18 protein-coding genes and 1 pseudogene are annotated in these 17,166 nt (G+C 66.5%); 8 read left to right on the top strand and 11 right to left on the bottom strand.

What is annotated here, in order from left to right:
• Positions 1 to 16: 16 nt before the first annotated feature.
• Together GS4_RS23585 and GS4_RS23590 are read right to left on the bottom strand one after the other, a co-directional pair.
• Entirely contained in the window at positions 17 to 415 is a 399-nt protein-coding gene (locus GS4_RS23585; RefSeq protein ID WP_007625348.1) for a hypothetical protein, read from the bottom strand.
• An 18-nt stretch (positions 416 to 433) separates the two neighbouring features.
• On the bottom strand, positions 434 to 712 hold the full coding sequence (locus tag GS4_RS23590) for a DUF3072 domain-containing protein (RefSeq protein WP_007625357.1): 279 nt from the start codon (positions 710 to 712) through the stop codon (positions 434 to 436).
• Positions 713 to 1,305: 593 nt separating this feature from the next.
• Here GS4_RS23590 and GS4_RS23595 point away from each other — a divergent pair.
• Entirely contained in the window at positions 1,306 to 2,271 is a 966-nt protein-coding gene (locus GS4_RS23595) for a helix-turn-helix domain-containing protein (protein WP_007625358.1), read from the top strand.
• An 11-nt stretch (positions 2,272 to 2,282) separates the two neighbouring features.
• Here the strand turns inward: GS4_RS23595 and GS4_RS23600 are convergent, their stop codons facing one another.
• Positions 2,283 to 2,957 carry a winged helix-turn-helix transcriptional regulator gene (locus GS4_RS23600; protein WP_007625361.1) on the bottom strand — a complete coding sequence of 225 codons (675 nt, stop codon included), beginning with the start codon at positions 2,955 to 2,957 and terminating at the stop codon, positions 2,283 to 2,285.
• A 184-nt stretch (positions 2,958 to 3,141) separates the two neighbouring features.
• On the opposite strand from GS4_RS23600, the gene GS4_RS24990 reads away from it, so the two are divergent.
• Together GS4_RS24990 and GS4_RS23610 are read left to right on the top strand one after the other, a co-directional pair.
• Positions 3,142 to 4,032 (top strand): SDR family oxidoreductase, encoded by an 891-nt coding sequence (locus GS4_RS24990; RefSeq protein WP_007625363.1) that lies wholly within the window; start codon positions 3,142 to 3,144, stop codon positions 4,030 to 4,032.
• Positions 4,029 to 4,526 (top strand): nuclear transport factor 2 family protein, encoded by a 498-nt coding sequence (locus tag GS4_RS23610; RefSeq protein ID WP_040511695.1) that lies wholly within the window; start codon positions 4,029 to 4,031, stop codon positions 4,524 to 4,526. Before GS4_RS24990 ends, GS4_RS23610 begins: the two co-directional genes overlap by 4 nt.
• Here GS4_RS23610 and GS4_RS23615 read toward each other — a convergent pair.
• The 3 genes from GS4_RS23615 to GS4_RS23625 form a co-directional block, all read right to left on the bottom strand.
• A complete protein-coding gene (locus tag GS4_RS23615) occupies positions 4,501 to 4,863 on the bottom strand; it encodes a cupin domain-containing protein (protein ID WP_007625366.1) in 363 nt (120 codons plus the stop codon). The genes GS4_RS23610 and GS4_RS23615 overlap by 26 nt on opposite strands.
• A 120-nt stretch (positions 4,864 to 4,983) precedes the next feature.
• Positions 4,984 to 5,295: an AzlD domain-containing protein gene (locus GS4_RS23620; protein ID WP_007625367.1), complete on the bottom strand. Its 312-nt coding sequence runs from the start codon at positions 5,293 to 5,295 to the stop codon at positions 4,984 to 4,986.
• Positions 5,292 to 6,053: an AzlC family ABC transporter permease gene (locus GS4_RS23625; RefSeq protein ID WP_007625368.1), complete on the bottom strand. Its 762-nt coding sequence runs from the start codon at positions 6,051 to 6,053 to the stop codon at positions 5,292 to 5,294. The genes GS4_RS23620 and GS4_RS23625 overlap by 4 nt, the downstream gene beginning before the upstream one ends.
• A gap of 181 nt (positions 6,054 to 6,234) precedes the next feature.
• On the opposite strand from GS4_RS23625, the gene GS4_RS24995 reads away from it, so the two are divergent.
• Both GS4_RS24995 and GS4_RS23635 read left to right on the top strand, forming a co-directional pair.
• A complete protein-coding gene (locus GS4_RS24995; RefSeq protein ID WP_007625369.1) occupies positions 6,235 to 6,594 on the top strand; it encodes an excalibur calcium-binding domain-containing protein in 360 nt (119 codons plus the stop codon).
• Positions 6,595 to 6,783: 189 nt separating this feature from the next.
• Positions 6,784 to 11,115 carry a non-ribosomal peptide synthetase gene (locus GS4_RS23635; RefSeq protein ID WP_281169238.1) on the top strand — a complete coding sequence of 1,444 codons (4,332 nt, stop codon included), beginning with the start codon at positions 6,784 to 6,786 and terminating at the stop codon, positions 11,113 to 11,115.
• A gap of 68 nt (positions 11,116 to 11,183) precedes the next feature.
• On the opposite strand, the gene GS4_RS23640 is transcribed toward GS4_RS23635, so the two are convergent.
• Positions 11,184 to 11,798 (bottom strand): LGFP repeat-containing protein, encoded by a 615-nt coding sequence (locus tag GS4_RS23640; protein ID WP_007625371.1) that lies wholly within the window; start codon positions 11,796 to 11,798, stop codon positions 11,184 to 11,186.
• Between the two features lie 134 nt (positions 11,799 to 11,932).
• Positions 11,933 to 12,163, bottom strand: coding sequence for a hypothetical protein (locus GS4_RS25745; RefSeq protein ID WP_157226749.1), 231 nt, complete (start codon positions 12,161 to 12,163; stop codon positions 11,933 to 11,935).
• 204 nt (positions 12,164 to 12,367) lie between these two features.
• Between GS4_RS25745 and GS4_RS23650 the strand changes: the two genes are divergently transcribed.
• Together GS4_RS23650 and GS4_RS23655 are read left to right on the top strand one after the other, a co-directional pair.
• The gene (locus GS4_RS23650; RefSeq protein WP_007625373.1) at positions 12,368 to 12,982 is read left to right on the top strand and encodes a TetR/AcrR family transcriptional regulator; all 615 of its coding nucleotides are present in this window, start codon (positions 12,368 to 12,370) and stop codon (positions 12,980 to 12,982) included.
• A gap of 498 nt (positions 12,983 to 13,480) precedes the next feature.
• A pseudogene (locus GS4_RS23655) lies at positions 13,481 to 14,023 on the top strand (DUF8017 domain-containing protein); the annotation flags it as partial.
• A 183-nt stretch (positions 14,024 to 14,206) separates the two neighbouring features.
• On the opposite strand, the gene GS4_RS23660 reads toward GS4_RS23655, so the two are convergent.
• A complete protein-coding gene (locus GS4_RS23660; protein ID WP_007625375.1) occupies positions 14,207 to 14,557 on the bottom strand; it encodes a CBU_0592 family membrane protein in 351 nt (116 codons plus the stop codon).
• A gap of 97 nt (positions 14,558 to 14,654) precedes the next feature.
• Between GS4_RS23660 and GS4_RS23665 the strand changes: the two genes are divergently transcribed.
• Positions 14,655 to 15,674, top strand: coding sequence for a LysR family transcriptional regulator (locus GS4_RS23665; protein ID WP_007625377.1), 1,020 nt, complete (start codon positions 14,655 to 14,657; stop codon positions 15,672 to 15,674).
• Between the two features lie 151 nt (positions 15,675 to 15,825).
• Here the strand turns inward: GS4_RS23665 and GS4_RS23670 are convergent, their stop codons facing one another.
• Together GS4_RS23670 and GS4_RS23675 are read right to left on the bottom strand one after the other, a co-directional pair.
• Positions 15,826 to 16,500 (bottom strand): MspA family porin, encoded by a 675-nt coding sequence (locus GS4_RS23670; RefSeq protein ID WP_007625385.1) that lies wholly within the window; start codon positions 16,498 to 16,500, stop codon positions 15,826 to 15,828.
• 76 nt (positions 16,501 to 16,576) lie between these two features.
• Positions 16,577 to 17,166, bottom strand: a 590-nt coding sequence (locus tag GS4_RS23675; protein ID WP_007625389.1) for an MspA family porin, incomplete at its 5' end; no start/stop codon positions are given.

Here is a 17,166-nt window from a genome sequence, read left to right on the forward strand (position 1 = left end):
GCCCGGGAGTCCAGGATCAGCGTCCTGAACGGAAGCCGATGAGCCCGGCGACCCCACGTCCGGCCGACTCGATCGCCCCGAGCGGCCGCATCGCGGTCTCCCCGATCCCGACCAGCCGCTCGACCCGGCCGACGACGCGCTCGAGTCGCTCCACCACCCCGGCCATGCGCTCGGCGGTGGCGTCGACCCGATCGAGGGTCGTCGACAGCCGGGTGAGGGTCGCATCGAAGGTGTCGATGGTGGAGTCGAGATCGCCGAGGGTGCGATCGAGATCGGTCAGCGCACCGCCCATCCCGGCCAGGATGGTGTCGACCTGCTCGACCGTGACGTCGGCGTTCAGTGCCGCCTGCGCGAGCTTTCGGATACGTTGCCGTTCCGGCGGTCGATCAGCGGCGTCGGTCCCCTTGTCGGCCATCCACCGAGGATGGCACGGTCAGCCGCGGCCCGTCTTGCCTTGCAGTCGATCGATCTCCTCGGATGCCTCGGCCTTGGTGATGTCTGCCGCCAACGTCTCACCGGCCTCGCGTGCCAACGTGTCGAGGTAACTACGCTGCGCTCCGGTCATCGGCTCGTCGCCGGTCACCCAGTCGTCGGGGTCCTTCTCGGTCGTGTTCCCGGCTCCCGCGCCCAGGACCTCACCCTGGGTCTCGGGCGCGTTCTGATCTGCATCGGAACGGTCGCTGTCGTTCGAATCTGTGTTCGATGTGGTCATGGTTGGTTCTTACCCACCTCGCGCCGGTTTCACACCCGACCCCGGTTCACAGCGGGATGACAGTCGATCCGGGCCGACCCGCAAGGTCGCCCTCCTACCTTCGACGAGGTCGGGTCATCCGGCCCGATCACGACGACACCGAAGGTGGAACAGATGCCGCACAATCCCCAGCCGCGCAACAACCGTCGCCCGCAGCCGCAGGCGCGTCCCCGACCGCGTCCGCAGGCGCGCTTCTTCCCGTTCCCGGTGTTCGGGAGCAGCTAGCTCCGCGACGTCCAGACCAGCCCTGCCGGATCGATTTCCGGCGGGGCCGGTCGGCGTTACCCACCGTCGACGGCGGGGCCGGTCGGCGTTGCGCCACTGCCGACGGCGGAGCCGGTCGGCGTTGCGCCACCGTCGACGGCGAGGCCCCATGAGCGATCGCATGTCCGGCGTCGACGCCGGACATTACGTCCACCAGGAGACGCGCGATCGGTGACTCACGTACAGCGTCGGTGATTCTCGAGCGGGTGATCGTGTTCATGCATCGATGGTCCGTCGACGCGATGACGATCAACAGTGGCACGAATGCCGCGTATCGATAAGATAGTGACATGCATCGCGTCGCCATTCTCGCGTACGAGGGCATGACCGGATTCGAAGCGGGCATCGCCGCCGAGATCTTCGGCATGACCGAACTCTCCGATCGCTTCTCTGCAGGAGTTCCACGCCCCTGGTACGAGGTCCAGATGTGCGCCGAGCAGCCATCGGTACCGGTCGTCGGCGGCGCCACCCTGACCGTCGCCCACGGCCTCGAGTCCATCGCCTCCGCCGACACGGTCATCGTGCCGAGCGTGCACGATGTCACCGCCCGACCGTCGGAAGCAGTGGTGGAGTCGATTCGATCGGCGGCGATCCGCGGTGCGCGACTCGTCTCGATCTGTTCGGGTGCTTTCGTTCTGGCGGCCGCGGGCGTGCTCGACGGTCGCCGCGCCACCACCCATTGGATCTACGCCGACGACCTCGTCGATCGGTTCCCCGATGTAGAGGTCGACCGATCGGCCCTGTACGTCGACGAAGGGCAGATCCTGACCAGCGCCGGCTGTGCCGCGGGGCTCGACCTCTGCGTCCACCTCATCCGGCGTGATCACGGACCGCAGGTCGCCAACGACGTCGCGCGCCGACTCGTCATCGCACCGCACCGCTCCGGCGGGCAGGCGCAGTATGTCGAGACACCATCCGGGCCTGCCGATGACGAGGGCACGATCGGAACGAGCATGGCCTGGGCACTGGCCAACATCGACCGTCCGCTCACCCTCGACGAGATGGCCGACCACGTCCACCTGTCCCGACGCAGCTACCTCCGCCGATTCACTGCGCACACCGGCACCACACCGATCAAATGGTTGATCGCACAACGGATCGGCGCCAGTCTGGCGCTACTGGAGGACGGCAGCGAGTCGATCGAGGAGGTGGGGCGGCAAGTCGGGTTCCCGTCGGTGATCACCTACCGACACCACTTCACGCGCATCATGCGCACGACACCGCGGGAGTACCGCGCGTCGTTCCGCACCGACTGAGGCGTGCGGAGTCAATCAACCGGCGCCCGACTCGCCGACAGTACCGATGCCAGCCTGCCGAGCACGGCGTCGTCACCGGTGACCTCGATCCCGCCCCGGGTGAGTGCATCCCCCAGATCGACGCGGCCGGCCACCACCGAAGCCAGTGTCGCCGAATCGATCACGACCGATGCATCGACGGCACCGACCGCACGGCCAGGTGTCACCGACGAGCGAGGGCCGTCGATCGTGACCACGGCGGACTCGTCGTCGATGGTGAACTCGATCGCGGTCACCGGATCACCGTCCCCCGCGGCGCTTCCCAGCGACCTGGCGAGGACGGCCAGACTCCACTCGGGCCGGAATCCTTGCCCGGGCACGCGGTTCTCGTCCAGACCATGTCGGGCTCCCCACATCGCCAGCGGCACCACGGCGTCGGCCAGTTCCCAACCCGCATCGGTGAGTTCGTAGACCGTCGACGCCGCCGGTGGCGGCAGGTCGCGCCGGACGATCACGTGATCGGACTCCAGTTGCTTCAGTCGCGCGGCGAGGAGGCTCGTCCCGATCCCGTCGAGTGACGCGGCCAGGTCCGAGTACCGCTTCGGCCCCGCGATCAAGTCGCGGACGATCAATAGGGTCCAGCGCTCGCCGACCACGTCGAGGGCTCCTGCGAGTCCGCAGAACTGGTTGTAGCTTCGCCGGGTCATTCCCCGATGCTACCCACGCCGATAACTACCCAGAGCGTCTGATCATTATTTTGCATTGCCCACTTCTATATTTTATGTAACCATCGACACGCAGCAACGATGCGCCCGTGCACACCACTCAGGGGGACGACATGACCACCCGACATCCGTTCATCGAAGCGTTCGCCGACTTCTGGCGCGCGCGATGAGAGTCCTCATCGTCGGCGCCAGCGGCCACAACGGGGCAGCTGTCGCCCGGCGACTGAGCGCCGCGGGCCATCACGTGCGCGGTCTGGTCCGTGATCCAGGACGCGCACCGGACTGCTTGGCCGAGGTCGTCGTCGGTGATGCCGTCACCGGCGCCGGACTCGCCGAGGCCACCGCCGACATCGACGTCGCGTACTACTTCGTCCACTCCCTCGACTCGGCCGCACAGGATGACCACGATCTGGTGGCTGCACGCAATTTCGCTGAGGCTGCAGCCACGGCCGGAGTGCGACGTGGGATCTTCTTCACCACTCTGCCCGCACCCGACGGCGTCGCTGAGCCCCGCTACCAGCGGAACCGTCGCGTCGTCGAAGACGTTCTCACCGAACGCCTTCCCGGGATGACCGCTGTCCGTGCAGGCATGGTCCTCGGCGATCGATCCCGTGGGATGCGCCCGTACGTCCAACTGGTCCAGCGCGCACCGATCATCCCGATGGGGCCCTGGCGTCGACACCGGATGGCGGTGGTCGACTCGGAGACGACCACCACGTGCCTTGTCCGCGCCGGAGTCGGCGACCGACCGCTGGGACGAATCGCCGACGTGCCGGCATCAGCCGAACCGACTCACGAAGAACTGATCCGAGCAGTCATGCGCGTACTCGGGAGGCGTGTGCCGATCATCGGTCTACCTGTGAGCAGCGTGACGGTGGACGCCTTCCTCACCTCACGATTCACCGACGACTCGTTCCATTTCAGTCGACATCTGGCCAGCATCAACAACTTCGACTATCTGGTCGATCCGTCGCTGGCCGCCCCCTTCGCCGACGTCACGCCTCTCGATCTCGACACCGCGTTGCAGGCCGCGCTGCCCGAAGCGGTTGCGGCATGAGTGATCCCCACGTCTTCGCGACCGAGTTCGCGCGAGCAGCGGAGCGCATCACCAACAACGCGCTGATCGACGAGTGGGTGGCACTCTACGATGCAGACGCCACGGCGGAGTGGGTCTTCGACGGCATGGCCGAGACACACCGTGGCATCTCCGAGATCAGCGCTGCCGCGGACGAACTGGCGACACTCTGGCGATCCCGAGCTCTGACGGTCCACAAACAGGTCGAGTCCGCCACCGCCGACACCATCGTGCTCTCGTGGACCGGCGGTTTCGGCGGGCGTGACAGCCAGATCGGCGTGGAGATCTGGACGCTCGCCGACGGCCTGGTCGTCGGGCACCGGATGTACGGACATCTCGACGTCCGCGCGTCCGATCAACTCGCGGCTCGCCTGCGCCTGGCGGCCACATCCCCTCGGATCGCAACGGCCATCGCCCGCCACCGGATGCGGAGAAGAATCCGACGTGCGATCAGAGGTCCTGAGTCACCGAGGTGAGCTCGCCGCCCGCGTCGCCGGTGTTGACCACTCCCGACGGTTCGATCAACAGGGCCGTCACCTCTGCGTCGGCGCGCGGACGGTGCTCGACGCCGCGCGGCACGATGCAGAGCTGACCGGGACCGACGACGATCCGATGGTCGCGGAAATCGATCGTCAGATCACCGCTCACGACGAGGAACAGCTCGTCGGTGTCCTCATGCGAGTGCCACACGAAGTCGCCGAGGATCCGGACGACCTTCACGTCGTAATCGTTGAGTCGTGCGACGCGCCGCGGTGCCCAATGGTCGGCGAACTGAGCGAGTTTGGATCGGAGATCGATCACGTCGACGGTCATTGCTCCCCCATGGTCGACACATCCGGCAGTCAGCTGTCACCTCAACCGTACACACGTACAGTACCGTGGGTCGAGCCTGCGCCCGACACGGTCTCCGGGGCAGACGCCGTCAGATGCCCGTCAGATGCCGATGAGCAGACGAACTCCGGCGCACGCAACAGCCGCCATCAGGGCCGCGACGATCATCGGCAGCCGCACCAGCAGTGCGACCAGACCGACCAGCAGGCCGGCTGCACGGACGTCGAGGACCACCATGCGTCCGTCGACAAAAGTGTTCGAGACCACCAGCGCAGCCATCAATGCAGGACCGAGGAGGCTGATGACTCGGAGCGCGGCGGGCGGAGGCTCCCAGTTGCCCGCCAGCGCAGGACCGATCATCTTCATGCCGAGTGTCGACGCTGCGAGCACCGCGATCAGGATCCAGACGGTCATGCGCTCACCTCCTCGTCCGGTCGCGGGTCCTCGGATGCCGCACCGTCGCGCCTGACGGCCGCTTCGTCCGTGATGGCCGATCTCCGCCGCGGTGGCCACAGCCCGATCAACGCGACCATGGCTCCGCCGAGCACCGGGATGCCCGGCGGCACGAAGGGGGTCAGACCCAGCGTGACCGCCGCTGCCAGAGACGCGGCGATCGCCGGGCGCGGAAAGACCTTGGTCAGTCGGTACCGACGCCCGTTCGCGGCCCGTCGGAACACCTCCGGCACCAGCAAGCCGAGGAAGAAGACCGGGATGAACGCATCCAGACCGAGCCGTTCGGGTCCGTCGAGCGCCGACGCCCCGACCGCACCGATCGCCGTCGCGCCGACCCACGCGGCGTACTGCAACGGCGCTCCCCAGACGAGGGTGGACCGGTCGAACCGCGCACCCCCGTCGCGTCGGGCGAGGATGAAAGTCGCGTCGGTGAGCACCGCACCCGTCCCCAGTCGCCGGAAGAAGGATCGGGATGCAGACGGCGCGATGGCGAAACCCATCGGTAGGAAGCGAGCATTCGCGCTGGCTCCCGCCATCGCCGCGAGGACAGGGGTACCGCCCGCAGCGACCACGCCGATCGCCGCGAACTGCGCACCCCCGGCCCACACGATCGCCGACATGACGATCGCCTGCCCCGTCCCGATCACCGGGGCCGCCACGACCCCGAAGGTGATGCCGATGGCGATGGTCGCCAGGGACACCGGGACGGACTCGGCCACACCTCGGGGAAGCCTCGCCCATCCCGATCTCAGCCGTGCAACACCTCTCACCGGCTGATAGTAGGTCGGGGACAGACACCCCTCCAATCGATAAACGTCCGGTGAACCACATCAAACGCAACGAGATGGTGACGGCGCCCGGTGTGGAGGACCGGTTACCCCGCAGGCGATACTTGCCCGCATGAACGGAAGAAACAGGACGATCGCGGCCGCAGGCGCTCTGGCCGTCGGCGCCGTGCTCGGGGGGTTGTCGGCGACCGTCCCGTCGGCGTCGGCGGTCACCGCCGCACCGGCGGGCGCGTACTACCGGAACTGCGGTGAAGCCAAATACGCCGGCGTGACGCCGATCAAACGCGGCCAGGAGGGGTATCGGACCGCGCTCGATCGCAACGGCAACGGCATCGCCTGCGAGAACGGGTCAGAGCCCGAGGCCGCGGTGCCGCACAAGAAAGCACCCAAAGCGCATGTCGCGCCGAAGAAGAAAGCCACACCTGCACCGCAGAAGCGCCCTCAGACCTGGGGCTCGGTGCAGCTGCCCTGATCGGGGGCACGAGTCGCCGACGTTCAGCACTGGATGTCCGAGCATCCCCTCGTCACGACCGCGGATTCTTCACGCGGGTCTCTGGACAAGCGGGGTGGGTAGGAAGACAGTAGAAGGCGGGGGCCGGCGAAAGGCAGGCACGCGCTGACCATCGGCATCGTTCGCGAGCACGGTCCTGCACGGCAGTCGATCCCGTTGAATCGGGCACAACGGGCATTGTGGTCGGCCCAGCAAGCGCTGGGCACCGACATCCCGATGGCCATCGCGCAATTCATCGAGCTCGACGGTGAGATCGATGTGGGCGCGCTCTCCCAGTCGATCCGGGATGTCGTGCACGGCAGCGGGCTCGGCTTCGCCACGGTCCGAGTCGACTCGACCGGCGAACCAAGGATGGAATTCAGTTGCCGACCCGCTCTCGACCCGGTCACGCACCTCGATCTCCGGGCACATCCCGATCCGTATGCCGCAGCGATGGACTGGATGGATGCCGACGCCGCTACGCCCTTCCTCCTCGGTGAGCATCACCCCCTCCAACGATCGACACTCATCGCGCTCGACAACCGTCGATCGATCATCTACTCCCGCGCCCATCACATCGCGCTGGACGGCTACTCCGCATCGACGATGATCGGCGACATCGTGCACCGGTACCGGACTCTCGCGTCCCATGGCACCCTCTGCCCACGAAACGAGACTGCGGGCGACCCGAGGTGTCTCGCGCAGTCGATACTGGAATCGGAGCGCCGCTATCGGAGCTCGCCGCGGCACGATCGGGACCGCGATCACTGGACGTCCGAGAGCGAAGCCGCTGCTCCCCCAGTGCACTTCGGTACCGGACCGTGCCTGCCGTCCGCCCGCGCTCACCGGGTGGGATCGTCGATACCCGCGGCGCTCCACGAACGAATGGTGACACTGGCTGCGGCGGTCGGCGTCCCGTCGACAGCCATCGTGCTCGCGGCCGTCGCGCTCCACCTTGCGCGCCTCCGAGATCGAAGCGACATCCCACTCACCATCGCGACGTCCGCACGCACCACGGTCGCTCTTCGCCGCGCGGGTGGAACGATGTCCAACCTCTTGCCCGTGACCATCCCGGTCGACGGGGACGGGACCGTGGGTGAGCTGCTGGCCACCGTTGCCGCACGCGCGTCGGCGGCGCTCCGGCATCAGAGCTTCCGATACGAGGACATGCCGCACGACCGCAGGTCGTCGCCGAATCCGTTGTCGCACAGAGGTCCGGTCGTGAACATCGCCCCGTTTCCACCGGTGGAGCTGTCGTCGTCGGTACGCACCACATACCGCGTGATATCGACCGGACCGGTTTCCGATGTCAACATCAACTTCTATCCCGAGAGCAGGGCGAGCCGCCGGCTGGACCTGGAGACCAACCCCAACGGCCACTCGAGACGATCGAGTCTCGATCTGCTGGAGGGACTCCGGTCGACATTCGAGGCGCTGTCCGACGCGACGCCCGAGACCGTGCTCCGCGATCTCGACACCCGGAGTCATCCACCCATCTCCCGCCCGGCGGTCGGCGTCACCACGACTCTGGGACAGATCCTGTTCGACTCGGGCAGTGGGCGCGAGGCGATTCGCACCGTGGCAGGCTCGATCACGTACTCCGAGGTCGCCGACCGTGCAGCCCGGATCGGTTCCCGGCTGGTCGATCTCGGGGTCTGTCCCGGCGACCGCGTCGCGGTCGTCCTGGGCCGTGGATCCCAGAGTGTCCTCGCCACGTGGGCAGTGGCCTGGGCCGGTGGGTGCGTCGTGCCGGTCGACCCGGCACACCCCCTCCGACGTCGGCAGACGATCCTGCGCGATTGTCAGCCCACCGTCGTGATCTGCGATGCCACGACCGCGTTCGGCGGCGACACACCTGGCGCCGCTCACCTGACCATCGACGAGCCGAGTGTCGCGGAGTCGGTTCTCACCACACGCGGCCCGGTGCCGGTCGACGCCGACATGGCGGCGTTCCTCATCTACACATCCGGAACCACCGGCACGCCGAAGGGGGTGACGATTCCCCACCGCGGCCTCGCGGACCTGATCGGCACCATCGACTCCGAATACGACATCGACACAGGCGATGTCATCGCCCATGCCGCCTCACCCGGTTTCGACACCGCGATCGTCGAGATGGTGGCGGCTGCGCACCGAGGCGTTCCGTTGGCCGTGACACCGGACGACTGCCGCAGTGGCGACGAGCTGGCGACCACCCTGACCTCGCTGGGCACGACGCACCTGTTGACGACACCCGCGGTGCTGGCAACGATCCCCATCGCTGCCGCGCCGACACTCACCCATCTGATCATCGGCGGCGACCGGTGTCCCGCTCCGTTGATTCGTCGGTGGGCAGACGCCGGGCGCACGGTTCGCTGTGCGTACGGGCCGACCGAGGCCACGTGCAGCGTCTTGCTCACCGAACCGATCTCTGGTTCGGCGGACACGGCTGACGGAGATGCCTTCGGTGCAACGGTGTCGATTCCACTCGGCCGGCCGATGAGTGGTGTTCGGGTCCATGTCCTCGATCGTCGGCTGCGCGCTGTACCGCTCGGCGGTGAGGGCGAGTTGTACATCGCCGGCCCGGCGCTCGGGCTCGGCTACATCCATGCAACCGCGGCCACCGCGGCCCATTTCGTCGCCGATCCTTTCGGGCGGCGCGGTGAGCGGCTGTACCGCACGGGTGACCGCATCCGGGTCGCGGAGGACGACGCCCTGATCTTCCTCGGCCGCAACGATCGACAGGTCAAGGTGCGCGGGGTCCGGATCGAGCTCGGTGACCTCGACGCAGCCCTGACGAGTCTGAACATGATCGCGGACGCGACATCGACTGCCGAAACATGGGAGACCTCGGTGCGGTTACACGCGTACGTGGTGCCCACCGACGCGGATGTCTCGGTCGCCACGATCCGTACGGCACTGCAGGGCGTTGCCCCGACGCACCTCATCCCGGCGACCATCTCGGTTCTTGCTTCGCTTCCGATGACCGTCAACAACAAGATCGATCACGCGCGCCTTCCTGCTCCGCCGCCACCCGCGCCCGTGGATGCCACGCCGCCGGAGAATCCGACACAGTCGCTCGTGGTTTCCGCACTCGGCCGGGCACTCGACACCCAGCAGACGATCGGCATCGACGCGGACTTCTTCGACCTCGGCGGCGACTCGCTGGTGGCGACGCAGCTTGCGGCAGAATTGAACACCACCGGGGACGACCGACTCCAGGTGCGCGACATCTTCGACGCCGCCACCCCTCGTGAGATCGCTCGACGTCTCGACGCCCACCCCATGTCCTGCGGAGCCACGACCGCGCCACCGTGCGATCAGGCACCTGGTCAGCATCCCCTTGCGCCGTCGCAGCGATCGATCTCTTTGCCCGACACCGGTATCGATAATCTCATTCCGTTTGTCCTGACCATCGACGCGCCGATCTCGTCCGACGTGATCCGCGATCGGATGAGAACATTGCTCGAAGAACATGAGATCCTCCGTTCGACGTTCGGCGGCGACGTCTTCACGGTGGACCCCGCTCCCGACGGACGCCGCTGGTCGGTCGAGGTACTCGACGCGGACGCCCCCGATTGGTCCGTCTCCTTTCTGCACCGTCCGATCGACCTCGTTCTCCATTACCCGTTTCGGATCGGGGTCGCGTACTCCGGAGAACAGACACACATCGCGATCGCGTTTCACCATGTCGCCGTCGACGGCGCGTCTCTCGACATTCTCATCCGGTCCCTGTTGGCGCGATCACACGAGTCCCGTGGACATTTCGTCGATCACGCACACCCGGCTTCAGCGCAGTCCGCGGACCTGCGGGACGTGGATGTCGCGTTCTGGCACGCCGAACTCGATGGCACCGCAGCGATGATCGAGATCGGTGACCGGCCACGCCCCAAGACATGGGAGCCACGGGCCGACCGACTCCGCGAGAGCTTGTCGGCTCGCCGGTGGTCCGCGGTCGAAGATGCCGCTCGCGCTCACTGCGTCTCGGAACTGACGGTCCTTCGAGCCGTGGTGGCCCATGTGGCGTCGGCGAGAGCCGACACTCGCCGCATCCCCATCGGTGCGCTGATGTCCGGTCGGGACATCGGCGGTCACACGGATACCGTCGGTATGTTCGTGCAGACGGTCCCGGTCGTGTGTGAGGTCGACGCCGACATCGGCGAGACGATCGCGAACATCGCTGCTGCCGAGGGGCGGGCCTTCGGGCACGCCCACCTTTCCTTGCGCGACCTCGCGCGAGAACTCCGAGCATCCACAGGCCCCCCGGACCCGCTGTTCCAGGTGATGCTCACCGTCGACCGGCAGATGGATATGGTCGCCAGTCGACTCGGCGTCGAGCTGACCCCACTACCGGTGACACACGCCAAGACCGATCTGCATGTGTCCGTCGTCGCCCCGGAGTCCGGACGTCCGGGATACCTCGAGTCCCTCTACGCGACTGCGGTGTTCGACCGATCGACGGTCAGCGCGATCATGATCGATCTGCTGGCACAGATCGACGATCTGGGCAGTCTGGACGCGTGAGTACGGACGCGAGAACGCCCCACCCGCGATGGTCTCGCAGACGGGGCGTTCTCTGAGATCGGCGGCGCCTACGAGGTCGGGACGACCTCGCCCTTGACGGTGACCTCGACCTTGTCGGTCGCGGAATCCCAGGTGATCTTGCCGTTCTCGAACGTCGACACCTTCAGGTTGCCCTCGTCGGTCTCGTCGCTGGTGGCCGTACCGAGCGGCCCCTGCGAACCGCCCTTGCCGTCGGCGGCGGGCTTACCCGACTCGTCGCGCGGCACGTTCCAGGCGTCGCGGATCTTGCCCCAGGTGATGTAGGCGGGCGACCCCTCCTTGTACGTGATGACGCCGCCGTCGAACTGCTGGAACGAGACTCCGTTCTCACCCGTCCCCGAAGCGTCGGCACCGGTCTTCGGCACGCCGAGGTCGGTCTTCTGCTTGTCGGTGGCCGACTCGAACTTCTGCGCGATCGCGCCGGTCAGCGTCACCTTGGTGCCGTCTGCGGCGGTGAGCTCGACGGTCTGGCCACTGTCGGCGGCACCGGACGATGCAGAGGCGCCCGCCTCGGTGGACGCTGCTGCCGACGACGACGCCGACGCCGAGTCGCTGTCGTCACTGCTGCATCCGGCCACGCCGAGCAGCGCGATGGACGCCGCAGCGGCGATACCGGCCGCACGCGCGATGGTCTTCTGATTCATGGAGATTCCCCTTCGGTGTCGCTTGGGCACTCACTGAACGCGGGTGTCTATCAATCACCTACCCGGGAAGAACCGTAATCGTCTGATGTGTCGTTTGCAACGTTCTGTTCGATGGCGTGAAGTCAGCGAGGCGTCTACCGCACGCTCGGCGCGGCGACATGTCGCCTTACCCGATCGATCACCGCGCAGGCCGCCGCCACTACCGCGAACAGTGGGTGAAGGTATCGGTCGCGCATGTCGACCGGAACGATGCCGACCAAGGTCGTCGTGTCAACCACCTCGGAGATGGTCGCCATCAGATACACCGCCGCGACCGCGACCATGACGCGGGTGGTCCAGCGCGCGTTGACGATTCCGATGGCCAAGATTGCCAGCATGATCAACTGCCACACCGATCGCCAGCCGGCTCCGGGGACACCGAAGTCGGCACCCGCGATCAGGGTCGAGAGAGACCGCACTCCGAGAACGGCTGCCAAGACCACACAGAACACTCGCGAGAACGTCCACCCCGTCATGGTGACCCCTTCGTTACTGCCACCGTGGCATTAACGACAAACTATACTGCCACGGTGGCAGAAATAGCCAGAGCCGCCGCCGGGAAGCAGCCGCGACGCCGGCGCACGCCGGCCGAAGCGCAGGAGGAGATACTCACTGCGGCCAGGCTTCTCCTCGCGACCGGGTCGATCGAGCACCTCACCGTCGCCACTCTGATGCAGCACACGACACTCTCCCGCAAATCGTTCTACGTGTACTTCGCAGATCGAGCAGAGCTGCTACAGGCGCTCGTCCGACCGATTCGCGTCGAGGCCGACGCCGCGCTCGCCCGATGGTCGAGTTCTGACGATCCTGTCGGCGCGGGCCTGGCCGCACTCGCCGCCGCCGCGCACATGTATCGCAGGCACAGCCCCATCCTGCGGGCGATCCTGGCCTCGAGCGTCACCTCACCGGATCTCGACTCGGTGCGATCTGCATTCGTCCAGCCGATGACCGATGTCGCCACCGCGATCGTCGGTGACACGGCGCCTGATTTGGACGACCCCGATGCGGTTGCGACAGCACTGGTCACGATGAACGTGCACGTCTTGCTGACGTTGCACCCCGACAGCTCCGACGCTGAGGTCGACGCTATCGTCGATGCGATTGCCACCATCTGGCGGAGGACCCTGCGTCTCGACCGTGATTGAGGCATCCACTTCGGCGGGTGCGCATACTCCCTCCAGTACCTCGGCAACGCCGCAGGACCGAACGAGCGCGGCCCACACCTCATCTGTTCGGATGACATTGGGCGAGTGGCTTGATCGCCGACTCCATCAACGGTGATATTTTCTCCCACCGTCGGCAGTCAGTGGTTTGGGGGGCATCATCGATTCCGGATTCGGTCGAAGAGTCAACGAGATTCCACCCGGCCGGCAGCGATCCAATCATCCCGCGGAACGCAGGGCGTCTCGCAGTAGACAGGGCAGCGGATCATCCCTGGTCGCGATGCTGGCGATCACCGCGGTCGTCATCTCTGCGACGCTGGTCGGTGCCGGCGTCATCGCCATCCACATGTGGACGACCGATCGCACGGACCAGGTCGGACTCGCATCTCCCCAGCCCGAGCCCTCGACCACTACGAGCCCAGCTACCGAAGACGGGTGCCCTCGCGCCACACCTGGCCCTGAAACCCCACAGGTTGGCAGACGGTGGCAAGCAAACGAGGTCTCGCATACGACGTGCCGCCATCCTGGACCGTGGCCAGCTGTTCGACTGTGGTCGGGTGGGAGGCCCCGTGCCAGGATGGCCCGTTCGGCTGCTGTCCCGTCCGGACGATGAGCGGTGCGGCCACACACGAGACAACTCAGTGCCCGGACGACTGGGCGGGGACTGCAGGCACACCAGGTAACACGAAAACAGGTGACATCAACAAAGCGCTCCGGGACGAACTGGCCCTCGTCGGCGCCATCTACACGTCGGAATCAAGGCATTCGCCGTCCGTCTCGTCCGGCCGACCCCAGAAACTCTCGATCGGTGGACGAGCCGCACTTCACGTTGTCGCGACTGCGCGCGACATCGAAGCGTCGAAGTGTGTGGGCGAGTCGGCGTTACACAGCATCGTCGCCACCACGGTGCCCGGTCAGCCAGGGGTGACCCTGTTCGTGATCTCGCTGCCGCAGGGCGTTCCCGACGCCGGCAATCGTCGCCTGATCAACCAGATGGTCACCAGCCTGCGCCCGATCGACTGACGCGATCTGCGTTGCAGTCGGCGTCCGACCGAGTGTTCTTCCGAACTCCACTCGACGTGGTTCAGGTCGGTCGGTCACCGGCCCGGCCACGCTGAACGCGAGCCGCCGGTGCAACTCGATCGACGAGGTGTTGACCGGCCGGGTTAACGCCGGGACCTCGGTGACAACGACCAGGTTTCGCCTTCAGGCGCGGACGGCACAGAGGGCGGTCGCACCGTCGTCCGGTTGCGGAGCCCACTGCCCCGACACCGACGATGTGTCGGCACGCTCCACGACAGCCGGAGCGATGCGTGCGTTCCGCTGCCGCTGGAAGTACAGCGACACGGCATGGATGCCGACTGCGGCCCAGGCGAAGTTCGCTGCTGCGCTCGGCCACGCGCCGTACAGCGCGGCGGCCGATCCACCGAGGAGTCCGCCGGCGGTGTTCAGCGACGCGTATCGGAGCGAACTCACCGCCAGATGGCCACGTGACACCAACGCATACGAGACGAATGTGCCCAGGGTTCCCAGCCATCCGATGATCGCGGTGAGCACGGCGCTCGCCTCCTTCCGAAGAGTTCCCGCTCATCGTGGCAGTCGACGCGTTTTAGAACAATTGAAACCTGCTACACCCGGCAGTTAGCATTCGTGAATGCGAGTGGATCCGAGCAGACTGCGGTATCTCCTGGCCGTCGCACGCGCCGGTGGCGTCCTGGCCGCGGCCGACGAGCTCAGGGTCACACCGTCGGCGGTTTCTCAGCAGCTGAGTCGACTCGCTCGAGAAACCGGTCACACCTTGCTGATCCGGACTCCGGAGGGGTCGGTGCTGACCCCGGAGGGACTCGCGCTGGCCGAGGCGGCACAGGAGATCGAACGAACACTGTCGGCCGTCCAGTCGAGGCTCGAGCACGGCGAGGCCGAGCTCACCGGCCCCGTTCGCATCGGCGGCTTCCAGAGCTTCCTGTCCGTGATCGTCGCACCGATGCTGCCGGAATGGCGAACGGCGTTGCCCGAGGTCGACTTCCGGATCATCGAGTCCTACCAGGACAACCTGATGCGGGCGCTGCGATCCGGCGAGCTCGACATCGCGGTGTTCGAACTCGACACCGACGAGGAGAGCTCACCCATGCCGAGGGGAATGGTCGAGCAACCCTTGCTCGACGATCCGTGGAAGCTCGTGATCCCGGCAGGGACGCTGTATTCCGACCTCTCCGACCTCGTCCGTCAGAACCTCCCGCTGCTCGGCGAACTACCCGTTGCCGCGGGAACACGTGCCGCCGCACGTCTGCGCACGGTCCTCGGTTCGGACCAGATGACCGTGCATGCGTACTACACGATCCAGACCGCGTTGGCATTGATCGCAGCGGGCGAGGGCATGGCCGTGATGCCCGAACTCGCCCTCCGCTGGGTCACGCACGCCGGGGTCGAGACACTCGACGTTCCCGGATTGGGCACGCGCAGAGTCGTTCTCCGCAGCCTTCCGAAGAACGATCGGGCCGAACGCGTACTCGGCGTGGTCGGCGGCATGCTCAGGGATGCCATCTCGCGCCGGGCGCTGGCGGAGACGCCCAACGTCAGCGGGACCCACTCTCCAGGCGCATCAGTTCACGAGCACCGTTCTCCTGTCGGCCAGTCCGACGGAAGAATGCCCGAATCACATTCGAAGAGCTGATGGTCGGCCGGCAACTGGTCGGGCACCGTGGAAGAGACGACATGCGCCGACCAGCCTCTCGGCTGTCGCATCAGCGCGGTGTTGGCATTCCGGGGAGCGCAGCCGTACTCCCGCCGAGCGCGCCCGGTGGACGACGTGCCGGCAGAACTGATCAGCCGATGCTGAAGGGCTTGCCGTACAGCGTGATGACACCCGTCACGGCGTCTGTCTTGACCGCTACCTGAACTCTGGCCTTCGCCTGGGCGTAGCCGGCGCAACCGTCGACGCCGAACTTCTCCTGGCTGTAGGTCACGCCACCGGTGCGACCCTTGAAGGTGTATCCGGTCACTTTGTAGCTTTTGTAGGCGGTGCTGTCACCTGAGGTGGTCTGGATGACCGGCACGTACTTGGCCTGGCCCGGAGCCAGGGTGAACCCGCCCCCTGCACCAGCCTCAGGAGTGCCGTACACGCCGCCGTTGGGGTCCGGTGCAAGGCCGGTGACTCCGCCACTCCCCTTGGCGCTGGCACCGAAGTCGACCTGGCAACCGACCAGGTACCCGGCCTTGATCGCCGCACCTTCGGCCTCGCCGCCGACGGTGACGCGGATCTTGCCCGAGGTCCACACCTCACGGCTGGTCTGGATGTTGGTGACGGCCTTCTGGATGTTGGCGAACTCGTCGTACAAGCGAACCTGGACCGGCGTGCCGTCGACCAACGTCTTGACGACATAGCCGCCGGGCAGCGGGCCGGCCACGGCGCCACCGGCACCGAGGGCGGTCAAACCCATCACCGCGGCACCGGCGAGACCCGCCGCAGCTGCCACGCGACGCGTGAAGATCTTCTTCATGATTCCCCTTAGTGGAATATCAATCTGCGCTGAATGCAGATGGAGTCGAGAAAGGATCAGTTTCTGAGCTCTGCACTCAGTTCAGACTGAAGGGCTTGCCATACAGGGTCGACTGCACATAGCCGCCCTCACCATTGACGGTGCCGTCATCGGTGTTGAAGCCCTCAGCAGCAACGACCTTGGCCACCGAACGAGCCGAGGCGTATCCACCACACTGCTGCACATCGATCTCGAAGCGCTCCGACTGGATGCTCGCGATGCCCTTCTTGATGTCCTTGTCAGTCAGCTTCGCGTAGGCAACCTGTCCCGGCTTCAGCGGGATGCTCACCGACGCCGAACCATCGGCCGAACCGGCGATGAAGTCGAGCGCACCGGTAAAGCTGCCCTCGAAACCGGTGATATCGATCTGGCAACCGACCAAGTAACCGACCTCGATGTTGCCGGTACCCTTGCTCAGCTTCGACGTCCAGGTACCCGAGGCAACAGCCGAACGCCCCGCACCATTAGCGGCAACCGACGGAGCCGGCAGCGCCGACTCACCAGTGCGCCAGGTCTGCGCGACCAAACCGTCGATGCTGACCGCCTTCTTGTAACCGTTGGGCAGCTTGGCAGCCGCCGCTCCACCCGCACCCATGCTGGCCAGGCCCACCACAGCAACCGCGGCGA

Origin of the sequence: Gordonia soli NBRC 108243, from assembly GCF_000334455.1 — a bacterium.
GTDB lineage: Bacteria > Actinomycetota > Actinomycetes > Mycobacteriales > Mycobacteriaceae > Gordonia > Gordonia soli.

Excerpts from the sequence above, each read along its gene's own strand:
- GS4_RS23610 (WP_040511695.1), top strand. The coding sequence starts at position 4,029 with ATGAGTGATCCCCACGTCTTCGCGACCGAGTTCGCGCGAGCAGCGGAG.
- GS4_RS23620 (WP_007625367.1), bottom strand. The coding sequence starts at position 5,295 with ATGACCGTCTGGATCCTGATCGCGGTGCTCGCAGCGTCGACACTCGGC.
- GS4_RS24995 (WP_007625369.1), top strand. The coding sequence starts at position 6,235 with ATGAACGGAAGAAACAGGACGATCGCGGCCGCAGGCGCTCTGGCCGTC.
- GS4_RS23595 (WP_007625358.1), top strand. The coding sequence starts at position 1,306 with ATGCATCGCGTCGCCATTCTCGCGTACGAGGGCATGACCGGATTCGAA.
- GS4_RS24990 (WP_007625363.1), top strand. The coding sequence starts at position 3,142 with ATGAGAGTCCTCATCGTCGGCGCCAGCGGCCACAACGGGGCAGCTGTC.
- GS4_RS23600 (WP_007625361.1), bottom strand. The coding sequence starts at position 2,957 with ATGACCCGGCGAAGCTACAACCAGTTCTGCGGACTCGCAGGAGCCCTC.
- GS4_RS23665 (WP_007625377.1), top strand. The coding sequence starts at position 14,655 with ATGCGAGTGGATCCGAGCAGACTGCGGTATCTCCTGGCCGTCGCACGC.
- GS4_RS23640 (WP_007625371.1), bottom strand. The coding sequence starts at position 11,798 with ATGAATCAGAAGACCATCGCGCGTGCGGCCGGTATCGCCGCTGCGGCG.
- GS4_RS23615 (WP_007625366.1), bottom strand. The coding sequence starts at position 4,863 with ATGACCGTCGACGTGATCGATCTCCGATCCAAACTCGCTCAGTTCGCC.
- GS4_RS23590 (WP_007625357.1), bottom strand. The coding sequence starts at position 712 with ATGACCACATCGAACACAGATTCGAACGACAGCGACCGTTCCGATGCA.
- GS4_RS23670 (WP_007625385.1), bottom strand. The coding sequence starts at position 16,500 with ATGAAGAAGATCTTCACGCGTCGCGTGGCAGCTGCGGCGGGTCTCGCC.
- GS4_RS23585 (WP_007625348.1), bottom strand. The coding sequence starts at position 415 with ATGGCCGACAAGGGGACCGACGCCGCTGATCGACCGCCGGAACGGCAA.